Source organism: Enterobacter cloacae complex sp. ECL352, from assembly GCF_020149545.1.
GTDB classification, from domain to species: domain Bacteria; phylum Pseudomonadota; class Gammaproteobacteria; order Enterobacterales; family Enterobacteriaceae; genus Enterobacter; species Enterobacter asburiae_B.
This window is the reverse complement of record NZ_CP083709.1, coordinates 612,104-628,532: the sequence shown is the minus strand read 5'-3', so window position 1 is coordinate 628,532 and position 16,429 is coordinate 612,104. Positions and strand designations below refer to the sequence as shown.

At 37.3% G+C, this 16,429-nt stretch carries 13 protein-coding genes; 7 read left to right on the top strand and 6 right to left on the bottom strand.

Translation table 11 applies throughout. From position 1 onward, the window contains the following. Positions 1 to 49: 49 nt before the first annotated feature. Positions 50 to 1,090: an ImmA/IrrE family metallo-endopeptidase gene (locus tag LBF07_RS02950; RefSeq protein WP_063930100.1), complete on the bottom strand. Its 1,041-nt coding sequence runs from the start codon at positions 1,088 to 1,090 to the stop codon at positions 50 to 52. 12 nt (positions 1,091 to 1,102) lie between these two features. Next, complete coding sequence (locus LBF07_RS02945) at positions 1,103 to 1,771, bottom strand: hypothetical protein (RefSeq protein ID WP_016240049.1); 669 nt, start codon at positions 1,769 to 1,771, stop codon at positions 1,103 to 1,105. A 329-nt stretch (positions 1,772 to 2,100) separates the two neighbouring features. Here LBF07_RS02945 and LBF07_RS02940 point away from each other — a divergent pair, with 329 nt between their 5' ends. Both LBF07_RS02940 and LBF07_RS02935 read left to right on the top strand, forming a co-directional pair. After that, the gene (locus LBF07_RS02940) at positions 2,101 to 2,301 is read left to right on the top strand and encodes a hypothetical protein (protein WP_016240050.1); all 201 of its coding nucleotides are present in this window, start codon (positions 2,101 to 2,103) and stop codon (positions 2,299 to 2,301) included. Between the two features lie 21 nt (positions 2,302 to 2,322). Next, on the top strand, positions 2,323 to 2,826 hold the full coding sequence (locus tag LBF07_RS02935; protein ID WP_206461967.1) for a hypothetical protein: 504 nt from the start codon (positions 2,323 to 2,325) through the stop codon (positions 2,824 to 2,826). A 26-nt stretch (positions 2,827 to 2,852) separates the two neighbouring features. On the opposite strand, the gene mobQ is transcribed toward LBF07_RS02935, so the two are convergent. After that, on the bottom strand, positions 2,853 to 4,364 hold the full coding sequence (gene mobQ / locus LBF07_RS02930) for a MobQ family relaxase (RefSeq protein WP_103245491.1): 1,512 nt from the start codon (positions 4,362 to 4,364) through the stop codon (positions 2,853 to 2,855). Between the two features lie 744 nt (positions 4,365 to 5,108). Then, the gene (locus tag LBF07_RS02925) at positions 5,109 to 6,110 is read right to left on the bottom strand and encodes a competence protein CoiA family protein (RefSeq protein ID WP_074181516.1); all 1,002 of its coding nucleotides are present in this window, start codon (positions 6,108 to 6,110) and stop codon (positions 5,109 to 5,111) included. 1,002 nt (positions 6,111 to 7,112) lie between these two features. On the opposite strand from LBF07_RS02925, the gene LBF07_RS02920 reads away from it, so the two are divergent. The 5 genes from LBF07_RS02920 to pilV all read left to right on the top strand — a co-directional run bounded on the left by LBF07_RS02920 (position 7,113) and on the right by pilV (position 11,266). After that, entirely contained in the window at positions 7,113 to 7,622 is a 510-nt protein-coding gene (locus LBF07_RS02920) for a hypothetical protein (protein ID WP_016240054.1), read from the top strand. A 46-nt stretch (positions 7,623 to 7,668) separates the two neighbouring features. After that, positions 7,669 to 8,184, top strand: coding sequence for a hypothetical protein (locus LBF07_RS02915; protein ID WP_106731513.1), 516 nt, complete (start codon positions 7,669 to 7,671; stop codon positions 8,182 to 8,184). 83 nt (positions 8,185 to 8,267) lie between these two features. Further along, the gene (locus LBF07_RS02910; RefSeq protein ID WP_001280264.1) at positions 8,268 to 8,591 is read left to right on the top strand and encodes a conjugal transfer protein TraD; all 324 of its coding nucleotides are present in this window, start codon (positions 8,268 to 8,270) and stop codon (positions 8,589 to 8,591) included. A 337-nt stretch (positions 8,592 to 8,928) separates the two neighbouring features. Further along, positions 8,929 to 9,498, top strand: a complete 570-nt coding sequence (locus LBF07_RS02905; protein ID WP_032260055.1) for a type 4 pilus major pilin — start codon at positions 8,929 to 8,931, stop codon at positions 9,496 to 9,498. Between the two features lie 154 nt (positions 9,499 to 9,652). Further along, on the top strand, positions 9,653 to 11,266 hold the full coding sequence (gene pilV / locus LBF07_RS02900) for a shufflon system plasmid conjugative transfer pilus tip adhesin PilV (protein WP_206461972.1): 1,614 nt from the start codon (positions 9,653 to 9,655) through the stop codon (positions 11,264 to 11,266). Between the two features lie 167 nt (positions 11,267 to 11,433). On the opposite strand, the gene LBF07_RS02895 is transcribed toward pilV, so the two are convergent. Together LBF07_RS02895 and LBF07_RS02890 are read right to left on the bottom strand one after the other, a co-directional pair. Continuing rightward, complete coding sequence (locus LBF07_RS02895; protein ID WP_224435106.1) at positions 11,434 to 14,394, bottom strand: type III restriction-modification system endonuclease; 2,961 nt, start codon at positions 14,392 to 14,394, stop codon at positions 11,434 to 11,436. A 9-nt stretch (positions 14,395 to 14,403) separates the two neighbouring features. After that, positions 14,404 to 16,407 carry a site-specific DNA-methyltransferase gene (locus LBF07_RS02890; protein ID WP_200924337.1) on the bottom strand — a complete coding sequence of 668 codons (2,004 nt, stop codon included), beginning with the start codon at positions 16,405 to 16,407 and terminating at the stop codon, positions 14,404 to 14,406. Positions 16,408 to 16,429: the final 22 nt, after the last annotated feature.

The following is a 16,429-nucleotide window of genomic DNA, read 5'->3' as shown; positions in this document are numbered from 1 at the left end:
TGCTAACATCTTGAAATGCTAATCTGTTAGCCTCACTTCATTTGAACATTCAGATACTTTGAATCAAACCAAATCTGAACAACAGATTAGAAAGCTCCCCTACAGGGATATTTAGCTGGCGAGAAATCACCGGTAAGGTTATACCATCATCAGCTAGGGCGTCGAGTAATGAGTCAATGATCATAGATCTTTCTCGCTCCATTACTTGATCCTCTCTCAATCTAAACCCACGTGCAGAAGCTTCTCTTACAAGATTATTATATTGCCAAGTAGTTAATGCTCCCGCTTGCCTCATACGGTAAATAAGAGCAAAGGTAGATACTTTCCAGTTATGACGAAGTTGAAGCACGGCATCTAAAGATGGATTGCGCATTTTTGCAGCTAGAATATTCTCTTTTGGCATTAAAAACGCTGAAGCAAATTCATTAGCCTCAATTTCAATATCCTTGCCTTGAGGTGTTCCATGTTTATGCAGAACCAAATGCCCCAGTTCATGAGCTGCATCAAATCTACTTCGTTCAGCAGTTTTTTGGTTGTTCAGAAATACATATGCCTTTCCTGCTTTCCAAAACGAATAAGCATCAACTTCCGCTGTATTTTCTGATAATGAAAATACTTTAATCCCATTCATTTCTAACAAATGAACCATGTTAAAAATGCTTTTACTGCCAAGTTTCCAGTAATCACGAAGTGCTCGTGCAGCTGATTCAGGTGTTTCGCCTCTTAAATCAATTAGGTTGAGTTCTGGTAATTTAAAATACTGTTCAAAATAGTCACTAACAATCAATCCGAGTTGACCTGCACCAATTGCTGCACCTTCCTGTGCAGATGTCATTTTCTTCAGAGAACGAAAAGATACTGTAGAAGGATCAATTGATTCAATATCTTCACCGAAGAAAAAATCGGCAGGATATTTTAAAACATCTACAAATGAAGCTATAGTTTGCTCAGATGGCTCATATAGGCAATAATCTTTCTCATAATCAACGATCATTCTCAAAGAAAGCCCTGCTTTTTTTGCTAAGGCTGTCATTGTTAATCCTCTTCTTGTCCTTGCAAGTTTAAGGCGCGAAGGGTTAAATTTTGCCATGTGATATCCGAACTACTCGTTTCTAATAACTGTGAACGCAGGGGTTTCGTTAAACTCTTCTTTAAGAGGGATAACTTTATTAACAAACGGAATCGCTTCGAAAATGTATCGTTCCTTCCATGAAGCTATTCGCGTTTTACCAGCAGAATTGCTCATTCCATCGGGAATGGATAATTCATAGCGCACTTCTTTATTACCATAATCGAAAAAGTAAAGGAGAACAAAGTTGATCATCGAATCAACAGGTTCTGATGCGACAATGGGAGAAATCCCTTTTTCAGGATTAAACAATTCAAAGTTTTCACCGACCAGAACTTCAGTAGCAGCCCCTTTAGGGTTTTTGCTCTTGGGATTCCCATCTAAAAGACCAGTGTACTTGTCGCCACTCATAACGAGAATATTTAACCCTTTATCCTTGTTATGAGTCAGGTTTAACCCGCTAACAAATGAAAAGCTCCATTCTTCACTATCAGTAAGCAATTCACGGCGCAAGCCACGAATAACCGCTCCCCAAGCACGAGACCCCGGATCTGTTTTAGCATCTAGATCAGTACTTTGTCTGATCTCCAGAAGACCATCTTCTATAGCTGCTTGAAGTGCATACTCGCTAATCCCATATTTAGAAACATTGGCAATTGCCTCATCACCAAAAACTACCTTACGCTGCATTTGATTGTTCATACGGTTCTCGCATCACTCGTCACTTCCTGATTTTATACCTAAAATTAGGGGGTAAATCAAGAAGTGAACTGATGATTTTTACAGTATCTATGTGTAAAGACTAAGAGCCTATCCTATTAGCCTATTTAATTGGTCATTTTGAAGCGAGGTGGTGCTCAAAATCCTTACGTACTACCTGTACGCTCCGGGATTGAAGCGTTGTTTGTGCTTAAACTGCCTGCAACAATTACGCCTAGCCTAATGGATAGGCTCTTAGTAGGAAACTGTATAAATAATTGACAAAAAGAGATTTTTGGCTTAAATTTATTTAAGAGTGATAGGAGGTTATTATGTTGAGTTTAAAGCCTAAAGAACATGAAATGCTTCTCAAGCGTGGTGAGCACATTGACGAATCGGACCTGATCAAAGCACCTGTTTGTGATGGCACAAGAGAAGAGCGTTTACAGTCTCTTCTAGAGTGGCAACGTCAGGTTGCAAAAACAGTTCTTGGTGAAGAGCAAGAGGCTACCCCTCACCTTTTTTATAAATAATCTATTATACGTTAATTTACTATGCCTGCTATCGTTTATTATCATCCTGATTTTATTAGTGGTAATTATAGAGGAGATAAATTTTGTGATTTCTCACTCTTGACTAATGATCTTACTTCTAATTGCGAAGCTGGTCTTTTAACACTATTTGTTCTTGATGTAGAAGATGGAAAACTTCTTCGAGGGAAAAATAAGCCGTCTTGGACTGATACTAATGGTGATGAAATATCAATCCTTATAGGATATAAAGCAGGCGGTCATTGGCATTATCATATTGGACCATATGATCCTAACTCAACATCTACCCAAGCCAAGATCCGTGATTTAAATATATCTGGGGCAACATCTGCAGCAGTTATTCATTACAGATGGTATGACCCTACAACTAAGAAAAAGCTAATAATACTATCTTTTGGTCCGAAACACCGTAAATTTCCCAAAACCAGAGAGTTGCCTAATCATTTGACTTCTCGGGGTGGGCTTATCAGCTTTGGTAAACTAATCAAAGCTATAACTGATAAATGATATTATAGTTTCATTCTGTTATAGCTCTACGAATCTCTACTTCGTAATCCCGGTGGCCTGAACTTTGGATAGCTATCCTTTCCCATCTGCTCAAGTGGTACAGACGGGGTGAGATTCTCACTTTGATTGTGTTCTGCCTGATCCTGCTTAAGACGGCTTGGGAAACGGGTGATCTCGTCAGTCGTTGGCTTGTAGTCATCTTGGTTAAACTTAGCTCGTTTCTCATATTCAGGGCGTAGAACATGACGGCCTAATACCTCATCAAAGACATAGTTTTCAGCAATACGTTTATCATGTTCTTCACTGATAAGATCATTTTGGGATTTGTTTGCTTTAGCCCATACAAACTTCTGCTTAAAAAAATCTATGACAAGAGTTGTGAAGCGTTTAAAAATATTATCCTGACGTGGAGTAGTCTTATGCTTTCTTGCACGGTCAGGGGCGCTTCTGGATGCCCTGTTTGGGTTTTGAGAGGTGGATGTTTTCAGAATAGTATTTGTACCAGAATCAGAAATACTGATTGATGGCGGAATACAAGCAACAACCTTACTGACTTTTGTTTTATCACGGTAAGATTTAACGCCACGCATACGAGTATGAGGAGCTGGTGCAACCAAAACAGGTCTTTGATTCTCATCAGTAGAAGAGCCGGAGTGTGTTTCAGGTAATACGATTTCTTCTGGTTCAGCAAGATGTGTAATCGTAAAGCTTCTGACATCAACGACGATTTCAAGGTCAAGTTCACTGAATGTTTTGTAGACTTCAACAGCTTCTTGTTTAGCAGCGTCACGAACAGCCTGTTCTGCGGCTCTTTGTTCCTGAGCAGCCTTACTACGCCATTTCGCGCTGTGGATACGTTTCATTGCAGGACGATTTGTTTCAGCGGCTTTAGCAAGCCATAGTGCTTGTTCTTTATTGTCCAGAGCAGCCGCCGCTTTTTCTAATGCCTCTTCGTGCTGGGCTTGAAGGGAACGATGATCAATACGTTCTGGCGAACCAGCAGCAGCGAGGTAGCTGTTCGCCATAGATGCCCATGATTCACGCCACAACACAGACATTTTTCTGTCATTCCAGCTTCTTTCTTTTTTACCAAACCCTTCCGGGCCAATGGTTTTTAACGTCAACATAACGTGAGCATGTGGGTTGTCGCTATCGAGATCATGGAAAGCGATATCAGCAATCATACCTTTATCAACGAAATTTTTCTGACAATACTCAAGGACAAGTTTTTTCTTTTCATCATTATTTAACTCGGTAGGAATGGAAACATCGAAATAACGGGCTGTTTGACCATTGTTCTGGCGCTCAACTTTTTCCACTTCATTCCACAATGCTGTAGAATCTTTTACGATGTGTTCTGGTGCATTAGCTGGAGCTAATATGAAGTGCCCATATAAATCAGTACGGCGACTGTAATCATACGTATCACCTGTTCTTTCATCTGTTATACGTGTACGAGCATGATAGGCAGCCTTCGCAACGGAAGACCTGCCTTCTGAACGTTTCACAATTTTAAAATCAAGATGAAAAATAGCCATACAATAAAAACAACCTCAATATAAATTTAAATATCAAACCAAAATATAAATCTCAAATGCGACTATGCTGGTTTTAGTTTTTCGTAAGAAAAACTCTGGTGTTGACGTTGACCTTGGTTTTGCTTTTAGCCTGCGGCAGGCAACCGTCGGTAGACCCCACACACTGCGTAGCAGTGTATAGGTGGGCATTGCTTTATTTTTATATCTCCTAACGGAGCTAAAAATAACGACAATGTAAAAAAGTTTTTCTATAGTTAAATAATAACTCTAGTTTTACGGGCTGTGAAATTTACAGGGCTAGAATCGGATGAACGGCTGAGGTATTACACGAATCTTAATGACTATGGTTTTAGAGAGCGCCCGTAAGGGCAAAAGAGTTAATTTCCCTCCCGCCGTAAGGCGGGAAAAGCCAAATGCACTAAAACAGACTTATAACGACAGTTTTTTTAAAAAAATGGATGGTGTAGGTTCGGACTTAAAATATGAGTGAAAAAGCAAAGGGTGAAAAATAAACCATAAGGAAAGAGAGTCAAGTAACGTGGGGAATATTAGATGATTTAGGTTAATGATTTTGATTGTATATGTTGCATGATTACATATAGAGCTTGTTGCATTTTTGTGCAGACTCTTGTAAACACCATTTTTGGATAAATCCAATCTATAACAGGACGAGCCTGTTATCAGCTCAGTGATTATTTCCGATAATCACTAAGTGCTGCCTGAACGTGGTAGTACAGTAGCTTTTCAATTCTCCATTAATTTACATCTTATCAGGTTTAACTCTTTTTGCTTAGAACTTATATTTCCAAACCACTGTTGTTTCTCGTAGAATAAGGACTCTAATTCTAGGCTTCTAAAAATTTCGAAATCTTGCAGTTTATTTATGTGTGATGCTTCCCAAAATACATATTTCATGCCTATTATTGTACCACATTTAGCGCAAGTATTAGTGAGATAGCCTTTTGGAACTTTAGGTGTCTTGATAAATTTTAATGTATGTGGGGCATCATATTCGGTTCCATTATTATGAAAGAATACTGGCGTGATAGCTTTACAACGATAACATGTAATTAAGTCGGCAATATAATTATATTCCTCATCATTAGGTATGTTCAATGGTGTATAGAGTTTTCTGTCTATTTTGTACTTATCACATACAGAAATGATTTCTTTGAAGTGTTTTATGCAATCACAACAGAAACTTAATTTAAATTTAAAGTCATCACAAATCCACAAAAAAGGATCTTCAATTACTGTTTCTGATTTTAACTCTATCCACGGTATTGAAAGGTTTTTCTTTTTTTCTTCATCTATCTCATGTGTATGAAATACCTCTATTGCTACTTTATTACCATTACTCAAGTAAGCGACAATATCACAACGATATTTATCGATAGGAACCTCTTCTTTAGCATTTGAGAAAATACAAGGCGTTATTATTTTTTTATGTTCTTTATCACAACCATGACATTTGCTGACCAACTCTATTTGTTTATGACCATTTGAGTTTTCATCAATAGCATAACAAATAAGAAATTTTGCGAGTTTGTGATAAACCGATTCTGGATCGCATTTAGAATCATTTCTGTGTGAAAAGTGTTTTCTTTTTATAGTTCCTGCTCTCAATATTAATTTTTCATCACAGCATGGGCAATAATAGTTATTATCCTTTATAGCATCGTTTACATGGATAACCTTTCCCTCTGAATCTTTAGCCCATGATATTTTTATAATCTGCCTTTTCATTTATCACCTTTTGTATCATAACCATTTTAGTTATTGCTGATTAAACAGTAAAAATCAAATAAAAATCCATGAGATCATATGTTAAATGTGTTTTTTGACGAAATATATTTAAGTTTGTCTGGTCTTTTTTATTTTTAATAAAGTTAGGTTGTTTTATTTGACAAGTAAAATGTTGTGTTGTAAATAAAATAAAGATACAAAAAAAGCCAACTTTCAAAGTTGACTTTTTAAGGACTAAAAAAGTTTTGCCGACTTTTGAAGCCTTGTAATCAGTTAGAGGAATAACGTGATTACAAATATAATAAAGTATTAAATAATCTTTTCATATTTGTCAAATCTAAATCTCAACTTTTTACAAGCCTTTCAAATACCATTTCCAAAAACATTTTAGTCTTCAAAAGCAATAACGTTAAACCTGTGTATCAGGTCTAAGAATCTTTGGACATCATGTGTTAAAAACTGTTTTGTTCTTAGGTTATTGTAGGTGGCATATAAACGGGGGGAAGTCGGTAGCCACCAACTTGAAGCGTTCATCTAAAATCTATAAAGCGGTAGTATAATTTTATTTAGTAAAACGAGAAAATGCTTTAAATGATCATGATGTATCCGTAGGAGTCCGATGGGGTGTCCCAGTAATGGAAACGTGCTGGAACTCAATAGCTACGGTGAGAATCGCCAACCTGCGAACCTAAAAAAAATATTACAATAGTATTTTTTTACGGGGGGTTAGGGGGGTGAAGCTTGCAGAAAAACTAAGTTTTCCTGACGGAAAACTACTACGACTGAAAGTCGCTATCTAAAACCCCAGAACCTAATCTAATAAAATTCTAGTACTACTAGTACAAAAAAATAATTTTAAAAATATCAGTAGGTAGGTGCCATTTCATCAAGGCACTAACGAAAGATAAGTAGGCTTATAAATTAAATATGGTGCATGGATTAATTTGAGTTTCTTGTTTTTTAATTGTATTAATTAAAAAATATAAATAAAAAGGTAATGATATGGAAAGTAAAACAAAAAAGCTAAGAATGGGATGGATACAAAATCTTACTGAGAATGAAAAAAAGATAATAGATGATTTTCTGGAAGAAGCCGCTAAGTTAAAAGGTAAAGCACTAAATAAAAAAGAAAAACAAACTGTCAAATTTATTGCTCGTGATCAAGTCCGCTCGATTAGAAAAGAGCAAAAATCAAAAAAACAAAAGAAGAGTAGAGTTGATATGGAAGAAAAAGAAGATGAAACAATTAATACCATTTCAAATAATGCGTATGAGCAAGGAAGATTAAAGATACTATCAGCTAAAGAAAGAGATTTTATCAATAATGCCATATATGAAGAAATGAAAATTAAAGGTAGAAAGCTTGTAAAATGTGAAATGAAAGAAGTTTTAAAAATTGCTCGAAAAAAGATCCTCAACAATCGTATATCTTGTCAGATCAAAAATGAAAGAAATAAAGAAAGGTTTGAGGCAGAGTTTGAATGGAGAAAACCAGTGCCATTTCGTCGTTAAAGCATTCATTAATGATGATATTATAATTTTTTATAAGAGGTAATACATGAAAAAATTGAAAACAAAAAACTTGAAGGAAAGTGAGTTTATAAGACATATAGAAAACAATCCTGTTGTCTCAACGGCTCTATGCGAGAAATATGGAATCTCTACTGAAACAATTGCCTATGCTTTATATGTTCATAGCAATAACTTCTTTCTTAAAAACGACTACGTTCAGGATGACATTCACTATGATATAGTTAAAAACAATTTAATAATAATGAAACCCACGCTTAGACAATATTATAGAAGAACAAGGCAAGTAGATTATAACGGATATACTTTTTTATCAGGAATTAAAGAATATCAAGACTATTGTATTTTGTTGACGCTTTGCTGCTACCACTGGATAGCTGATGTATTTACTGTCTATAATCATAGTGAAAAAAGTCAATTTATCGTTGATATTGCCAATGATCTTCTGAAAAGGAGTGTAGATCATTTTTCAGTAGAGCATGAAAATGTTATCAACTGCTTTAACATTTTAAAAGAAAAGTTCCCATCGTATAAAAAGAAATAATAATCCAATTATTCAAATATCCTCATTGACTAACATATTTATAAGAAATATATATGTATCATGGAACTATAAGAGGATAGAAAATGAGTGATATTTCAGATAAAGAACAAACCAGAAAGAAACCACGAATAAAAAAGACACTGGAACAGCAATTAGCATCTGCTCAGATGCGTTTAAATCGTTTACAACATAAGTCTAAGAAAGAGTCTAAACAGATAGAAACACGCCAGAAAATAATTTTAGGTGCGGAAGTTGCCAAGGCTCTCGATTGTGATGTTTTTACAGTGGATAAGGATCTTGTTTTAGGTATGCTACTAGAGATACCTCACCTACATCCAGATGATAAAGAAAGGTTTAAAAGAAGCGGAATGTTATTTCTGGCTAGTATGAAAGGCCGAAAAACTTAATGGAATATAGAAGTCATTGTATAAGTATAAAATGTTATATGTATTCAACTTTCATTGAATTAAATTTGACATTATTTTATATTAATTGTATTTTTTATTTTATCATCACAGATGGATAACTCCATATTCAAATCTTGTAAGCTGTGGTGGTATTTAATAAAGTCATGGGGGTATCCTCCCGATAAAGCGACCGTAAGTGAACACGGTCTTTTTATTTTCTGTTAGGTAATCCGCTTATCGGCTACTTTGTATATAATATTTTTTAAGTGGTTGCGTTTATTTTTAAATTTATTATTTTCTTTATATCATTTTATTAAACAATGGAGATATAAAGGAAATGAAAAATACAGTATTAATTAAAAACATAAAAAGTAAAAAAGGTTTCTCACTTTTAGAACTATTACTTGTTCTTGGTATTATCGCAGCGTTAGTGGTAGCAGCATTTATCGTATATCCTAAAGTGCAAGCGTCTCAACGTGCACAGGCTGAAAGCAATAACATAGCAACAATCCAAGCTGGTGTTAAAGCGCTTTATACTTCAGCTTCAAGCTTTACTGGTCTTACAAACTCTGTAGCTGTTCAGGCAAAAATATTCCCAGATAACATGTTAAGTGGTTCTGGTTCTTCAGCAACACCAATAAATGCATTCAAAGGAAATGTTGTGGTTGAATCAGCAGATACAGGACCTTCTGCGGCTGCAGGTTCCTCATTCACCATAACATATAAGAATGTCCCTGCAGCAGAATGTACAAAAATTATTACAGCAGCGGCAGGCAATTTCTATACGGCAGGAGTAGGCACGGTCGGTAATGTTAAACCTGCTGGCGGTGTGCTGGATGTCGCAGGAACGGCTACACAGTGTCAAAATGGTGGAAATGATAATACATTGATCTTCACTTCTATTTAACAACAATGTTTTAATAAATTATTTTTTTTGGCTCCTTATTTAAAGGAGCCTTTTTAATCATCTATTGGTTTTTATTCTTCTATATAGTTCTTCTTCCATCTTGATTTTTGTTTGTTATTTGATAATTAATTAATACGTGAATATAAAAATGGCGATGAAAATGAAAATTAAAAAAGGATTCTCTTTACTAGAATTAACTCTTGTTTTAGGTGTTGGGACGATGGTGGCTTTTATGAAGTTTCAGGATATGAAAAATGAACAGGAGAGTATAATGGCTTCTGCTGTCGGTCAACAAATGAAACAGATCGGTGAAGCAGTCAATGGCTATATAAATATCCGTTATGATAAGTTGTCAACCTTATCCAATGCTGCCGGAACAGGAACCGATCCGGGTCCAAGAACCTGTTCAGGTTCAGTATGTAAAATTACTTACCAGACATTGATTAACGAAGGTTTGCTACCTTCAACCTACACAGGCACTAATGCTAATAAATCCTCGTATAAAATCATATTAAAACGAGATGGAACTTCACCTAACTATGTTATTAATGGTCTTATAACGACATCGACGGCATGGATTGAAGGCGGAAAAACACGTTATGATTTATTAGGGAAAGCCATGCAAACAGCGGGTATTGACAGTGGTATGACGCAATCCTCATCCTCAGTATCAGGTTATTCAGGTGCTTGGTCTAATAATGCTACTGATTTTAATAATATTACTCAAGCGGGATTGTTAGGGTATAGGGTTGGATATGATTCAGCTATGTATTCTGTTTATCTTCGTCGTGATGGGACATTACCTATGACGGGAGATTTGGATATGGGTGGTAAGAATATTAATAATGCTCAAAATATTACTGCGTCTGGTGCCACAACCTCTGGAACATTAAAATCAATGGGGGATACTAATGTGGGTGGTAATCTTACTGTTACAGGAAATTCCACCATGACAGGATCATTACAGGTCAATAATAATATCAATGCAACAGGTAATGTTAATGCTGGGAATTGGGTATGGGCAAAAAATGGCTATGGTGATTCAATAGGGTTTGGTGGAGATGCTTTTCCGGGGGGGTTGGGGCCAGATTATGAATTACTACTTGGCGCAAATAGGCCATTAACTATTCATTCCCCAAATTCTAATCGTGGTCAAGATGTGATATTAGATATTGACGGAAACACGCGAATACAAACAAAGTTAGCTACAAATTCGTTGAATCCTAACGATATACCATCAGGATGGGAAGGTGGCTTGAGAACTCAGGATGTTTATGGTTCTGGTACAATTGGTGCGGGAATAGGAGGTAACGTTAACGCTTATATCAACAGTGCAGGCAATATATATGCTTCTGGGAACATTACTGGTTCAACATTAGATTCTACTGGAAGAGCTACAGTTGGGGAATATCTTCAGGTTAATGGATTGGCTACAAGCGGACAACCATGCTTAAATAATGGTTTACAAGGAAGAGATGCCGAAGGTTCGGCATTAAGTTGTGTTAATGGGTTATGGGTAAAATTTAAATTTAATGAAAAGATATATAGTGTTGTATTTGAATCTTCCACCACTGGAAGTGGTGATGTTTATAAAACATTAAATCTTGGCAAACACCTTCTGTGTGTTTTTTCAGGAGATCAGTCTACTGATATGGCAACTAAACACTCTGTTGTTTATCGTTCAGGCGACACATGGATTTTAGAAATGAGGGTTACTGGTTGGAAAGCAGGTGTTGTTACATGGGCAAGAGCGTCTTGTTTTGATTGAAATATAAGGTTATAATATTATATCGAATTTTCATAAGAAATTTTAGGAGTATAGGGTTACTATAGCTGTAGCTAGCAACGGAAGACAAAATCCAAATCAGATGTGTTTTTTTATATTTTAATTTTGTAAATTATAAACTGGCCTCCTAAAAGGCCAATTTATATAATTTAAAGGCTGCTCATTATTTCTGTAAGAACTGTGGCTCGAACATATTTTGCCGCATTGATTTTTTCTGCTTTTAAAGTACTAAAATGCGCTGTTCCACAGGCTATCTTCGCATCTTCTTCATTACCAAGACCAATGTGTTTACTTTTTGTCTCTACAACAAAGTAAATATGTTCTTCACCATTGTCTTCAATAACTAAGGCCCAGTCAGGATTGTAAGTCCCTAATGGTGTCGGGATTTTAAACCAGCCGGGAAGCTTCACATAAAGCTTAACTTCATCCTGTTCTTCGAGTTCTTGAGCGAAACGACTTTCGACTTCAGAATCTTTAGGAACATATTCGTAAACTGACTTAGACGAGGTTTCGAAAAGATTGCGGGCATATCCTGTTAGCTCCTTATCCATAAAGAGGCTTTGCGCATACACCTCTCCTTTTAGTGGATAATATTTAATACCATCAACAATTGACAGGCGTTTACAGTAGTTGATTCGGCCTATAGCTTCACTGATGAACTGCTGTGGATTTTTAGCAAAATCAGCAAGTTTTTCACTCTCTTTAAGGATGGTGCATAAACTGCGTCTTGTCAGGCCTGTTTTTTCCTGTAGAACACCAAGAACATCTGGCAGTGGCTGTTCTTCAACATCAATAACAGAGCTTGTCGTTCCATTTGACTGAGCTTCAACACCAAGACCTGACTGGCTTTGTTTTATTGTGGCTTTACTGAAACTGACCATTGCTTTTGCTACAGGCTGCATTTCAGAAAGTGATTTCGTACAGGATTTAATCAATAAATCTTCATCAAATGCCAGACGATACAATGTTTTTTGACTAATGCGCTGCCATAATGCTTCAAATTCCGGGCTGTTTAAGACCTCTTTCCGGTATTTGATTACTTTACGCTCATCAGCATTATTTATATTGAGTCGTCCTGCTGATTTACGCAGGATAGATTCAATTTGCTCCTGAAGGGTAAGGAACTTTTCGCTAACAGTAAAAGTGCCATCGAAAAGAGTCTCTTTCAGTGTTTTGGTGATTTTCCCGGTTTTTTCCAGATAACCTTCAGCATGTAGTTCAGACCATATCTCCTGTGAAGCGATGATACCTACAACTTGTGAGGAATCAGAGTATATCAGATGGGCAAACGCATCTTTTTCGACGATGCCAAAACGGATGCCTGTTTCGTTCTCAATTTCAGACTGTAAGCGCTCGGCGTAGGCTTGATAATTTTCACTGGCAACTACAGTCAGAATGTTAATGCTGTCATCCCGGACACGCTCACCATCTTGGTTAACACACAGGCGAAGCCCACGGCCTAATGTCTGACGGCGTTCGCGTTCACTCCCCATCTCACGAAGGCTACAGATCTGGAATACATTTGGATTATCCCAGCCTTCTTTCAAAGCAGAGTGTGAAAAAATAAACCTCACTGGATTCGAGAAACTCAAAAGCTTCTCTTTATTTTTCATGATGAGGTTATAACCACGTTCAGCATTTTCACGGCCTGTATTATTGCTTTCGCTTGTTTCAGCCCACGCACCTTTTTTATCAATGGAGAAATAACCATCATGAACGTCTTTAGCATGTTCTGGATGAGAAGGGAGTAAATCTTTATATGCAGGGCTTTTGATGGCTTTAAGGTATTCTTCCTCAAAGATACGGGCATATTCTCCCGGCTCACGTTGTCCTTCTTCAGTGAACTGACGGTAGAAATCAACCTTATCGATGAAAAACAGGGTAAGAACCTTGATTTGCTGAGTATTCAGGCGAAGTTCTTTATCCAGATGTTCACGGATTGTACGTCTGATCATATGACGCTGGATGAGCATAGGGTCAATATCCCCCACGACATCACCGACTTTCATATAGTAGGTATCAGAAGGTGTTTCCAGTGTAAGATAACCCTCTTTGCCAGTTCGGATCTCGCTTATCCGGTAACCCTGATAAATATCACGTCCTGTTTCGTCATCGAGTGTCATACCGTCATATACGGTAATCTCTGAACGATTTACGTTCCCTTTTTTATCGGCTATATCAACAAGAACAGTACCACTGATAACATTTTTCTTACTATTAATACTGACCAGTTTCACATAAGGGCTGTTGCTTGCATTCTGGACTTCAAGCCCGGCAACCTCGATCTGTTTGACCAGTTTTTGGTTGTAAGCATCAATGGCATCAAGGCGGTACACCATATGATGTTTATGCACATGCGTTGCTGAATAGCGTAAGGTGAACATAGGGTGCATAGCATCAAGTGCGGTTTTACCCGCACCGTTCAAGCCACCATCAACACTTTGCGGTTCATCGACAATAATAATTGGACGTGTAGCACGGATTAAATCAATGGGCTTATCCAGATCGTCCACAGTTGTTTTTTCACTGGACTGATAGAGCTTGTTAACATCTTTTTTGTTAATCGCACCCACAGTCATTACCATGATCTGCATAACAGAACTGGTTGCAAAATTTCGAACATCCGCAGGTTTTGCCGAATCATACAGATAGTATTCGTATGGAACTCCCGCATACAGGCTTTTGAAATGTTCTTCAGTTATTTGTAGTGTTTTATAAACGCCTTCCTTGATAGCAACGGAAGGAACAACAATAATAAATTTACTCATGCCATAGCGTTTATTCAGCTCCAGCATGGTGCGAAGATAAACATACGTTTTACCTGTCCCTGTTTCCATTTCGACAGTAAAATCATGGCTGTCGAGCACAGGTGAAGGTGGAAGCTGGTTTTTTAACTGAACATTGTTCAGATTTTTAAGCAGTACATCATCTTCGGGTATTTGTGGGTTAACAGGCATTGAACCTGTTGCGCCTTCAAATGAGAGTGCACCCTGAGCTGGGGCCAGCACAGTCATTTCGCTTTCCCATTTCTCTTGCCCTTCAAACAAATCACAGACCGAAGTTATGGCGTTTTGCTGATAGGTAAGGTCAGATTCAAAATGTAGTTTCATCTCATTCCCTTACAGGCTGTGCAGGTTAGTCAGGCCATGCTGTTCCAGAATGGCGCAAAGATTTGTTTTAGCAACGTTATTTTCAAATGCGTCATCAAGGAAATAGCAGACAGTATCTTTGCCAGCTTTCAAACTCTTATGCCAGTCGATGATCCCCTTGGTCAGTTCTTCTACTGAAGATGCAGGGATTTGTTTAGCAAAGCAGGTAAACAATTTTCCACCGTCAACACAAGAAACGGTTAATCCATCAAACTGACGGGTTTCAATGTTAACACTCAAGTCAATGCCACGCTTTAGCATTAACTCTGTGAGCAAATCTTCTTCACTACGGCCTTCAAGGATTGGGCTTACATAGGCATCTATCTGTTCTGAAAGGGTTTCTGCTGTGGCTTCCCACGGACGGATATTAGATGTATCGAGTTTGAAAACACGAAAACCAACGTCACCATTCCAGTCTGGATTATCTTCACGAACCTTTTTACCTGCTCGGCGCAGACGTTCTTTAGTTATTTCAGTGATATTTACTTTTTTTCCATTTTTATTACAGAATTCGTAAGCGATTTTTTGTTCTTTCACACTTGTATGTAAACGCTCTGGCAACTGAACAAGGATAAAGCGTCTGTTGGCACTCTTTTGCGCATTAATGTCATAAACAGAATGTCCCGTGGTTCCAGAACCAGCAAAAAAGTCCAAGATAAGATCGTCTTCTTTTGTAAAGTAATTAATCAAGCGTGCTATATCTTTTCTGCTTTTGGGGTTATCGAAAACTTTCTCACCCATTAATGATAAAAAATCCTGAGTAGAAGTTTGTGCATAACTATAAAAAACACTAGGTAAAACTTGTCCTTCACTCTCAAAAAGATATGATGCAATTCTAGCTGATGTTGTATGATCAGGCCCAAATACGACTTTCCCTTTATTGTACTCCTCCCAGAATCTCAATTCATTTGGATAAACCCATCCTCTTGAAGGAACTGGAACTGGTTTTTTTGTTATAGGATGCAAAACTTCGTATCTTGGTCCATTTCCGCCGGGCCAGCTTATATTTCCATCGTCTCGATATGGTCCCCGAGAACCAACTTTTACAAAACGCATCATGCGTCTCTTGGGATCTGATAATGGAATGTTATCAAACCATTTAATCCATCCGGATTTTATTTTATCCCAATCGTCGCCATATTCCTTAACTAATCTTTTATATATTACCTTGGCTTCTTCTAATCCTTCTCTCTCTTCTCTTAAGACTATGTTGTTATTTATTAATGACTGAATATCTTTAGCGTAAACCAACATATACTCATGGCCTACAGAAATAAACTTGGCATCATTTTTTCTATTTCTATCCCAAACCAGAGTGCCGAGGTGGTTTTCTTCTCCGAAAATTTCATTTAGCACGATTTTAAAATTGCTCAGTTCCGCATCATCGATACTGGCAATAAATATACCATCATTCCTAAGTAAATTTTTAGCAAGTTTTAATCTGGGGTAAATCATATTTAACCAGTCAGTATGATAACGCCCACTGGTTTCTGCGTTTGTGGTGATTCGTACCCCATCTTCTGTTTGTCCTGTCATTTCAAGATAATTTTTCATGTTATCTTGGAAGTTATCAGAATAAACAAAATCTTTCCCGGTGTTGTAAGGAGGATCGATATAAATAAGCTTAACTTTTCCGGCATAACTTTTTTGAAGAAGTTTTAACACTTCAAGGTTATCACCTTCGATCATGAGATTTTTGGTGTTATCCCAATCAACACTTTCATCTTTACATGGGCGTAAGGTGCCACGAGAAGGGGTAAGCGCAAGCTGACGAGCCTGACGTTTACCATGCCAGTTCAGGCCATAGCGTTCTTCTTTGTCGTCTACATTTTCACCCAAAAGCTGCTTTAAAACCTCAAAATCAACACTGTCTTCATTAAAAGCTTCAGGAAACAATGATTTAAGTTTGGTGATGTTATCGGCAGTGATATTCATTGATTGCAGTTCGGGCATTTCAGGCGAAAGTTTGTTCATTGACCATTCCACGTATCTGTAT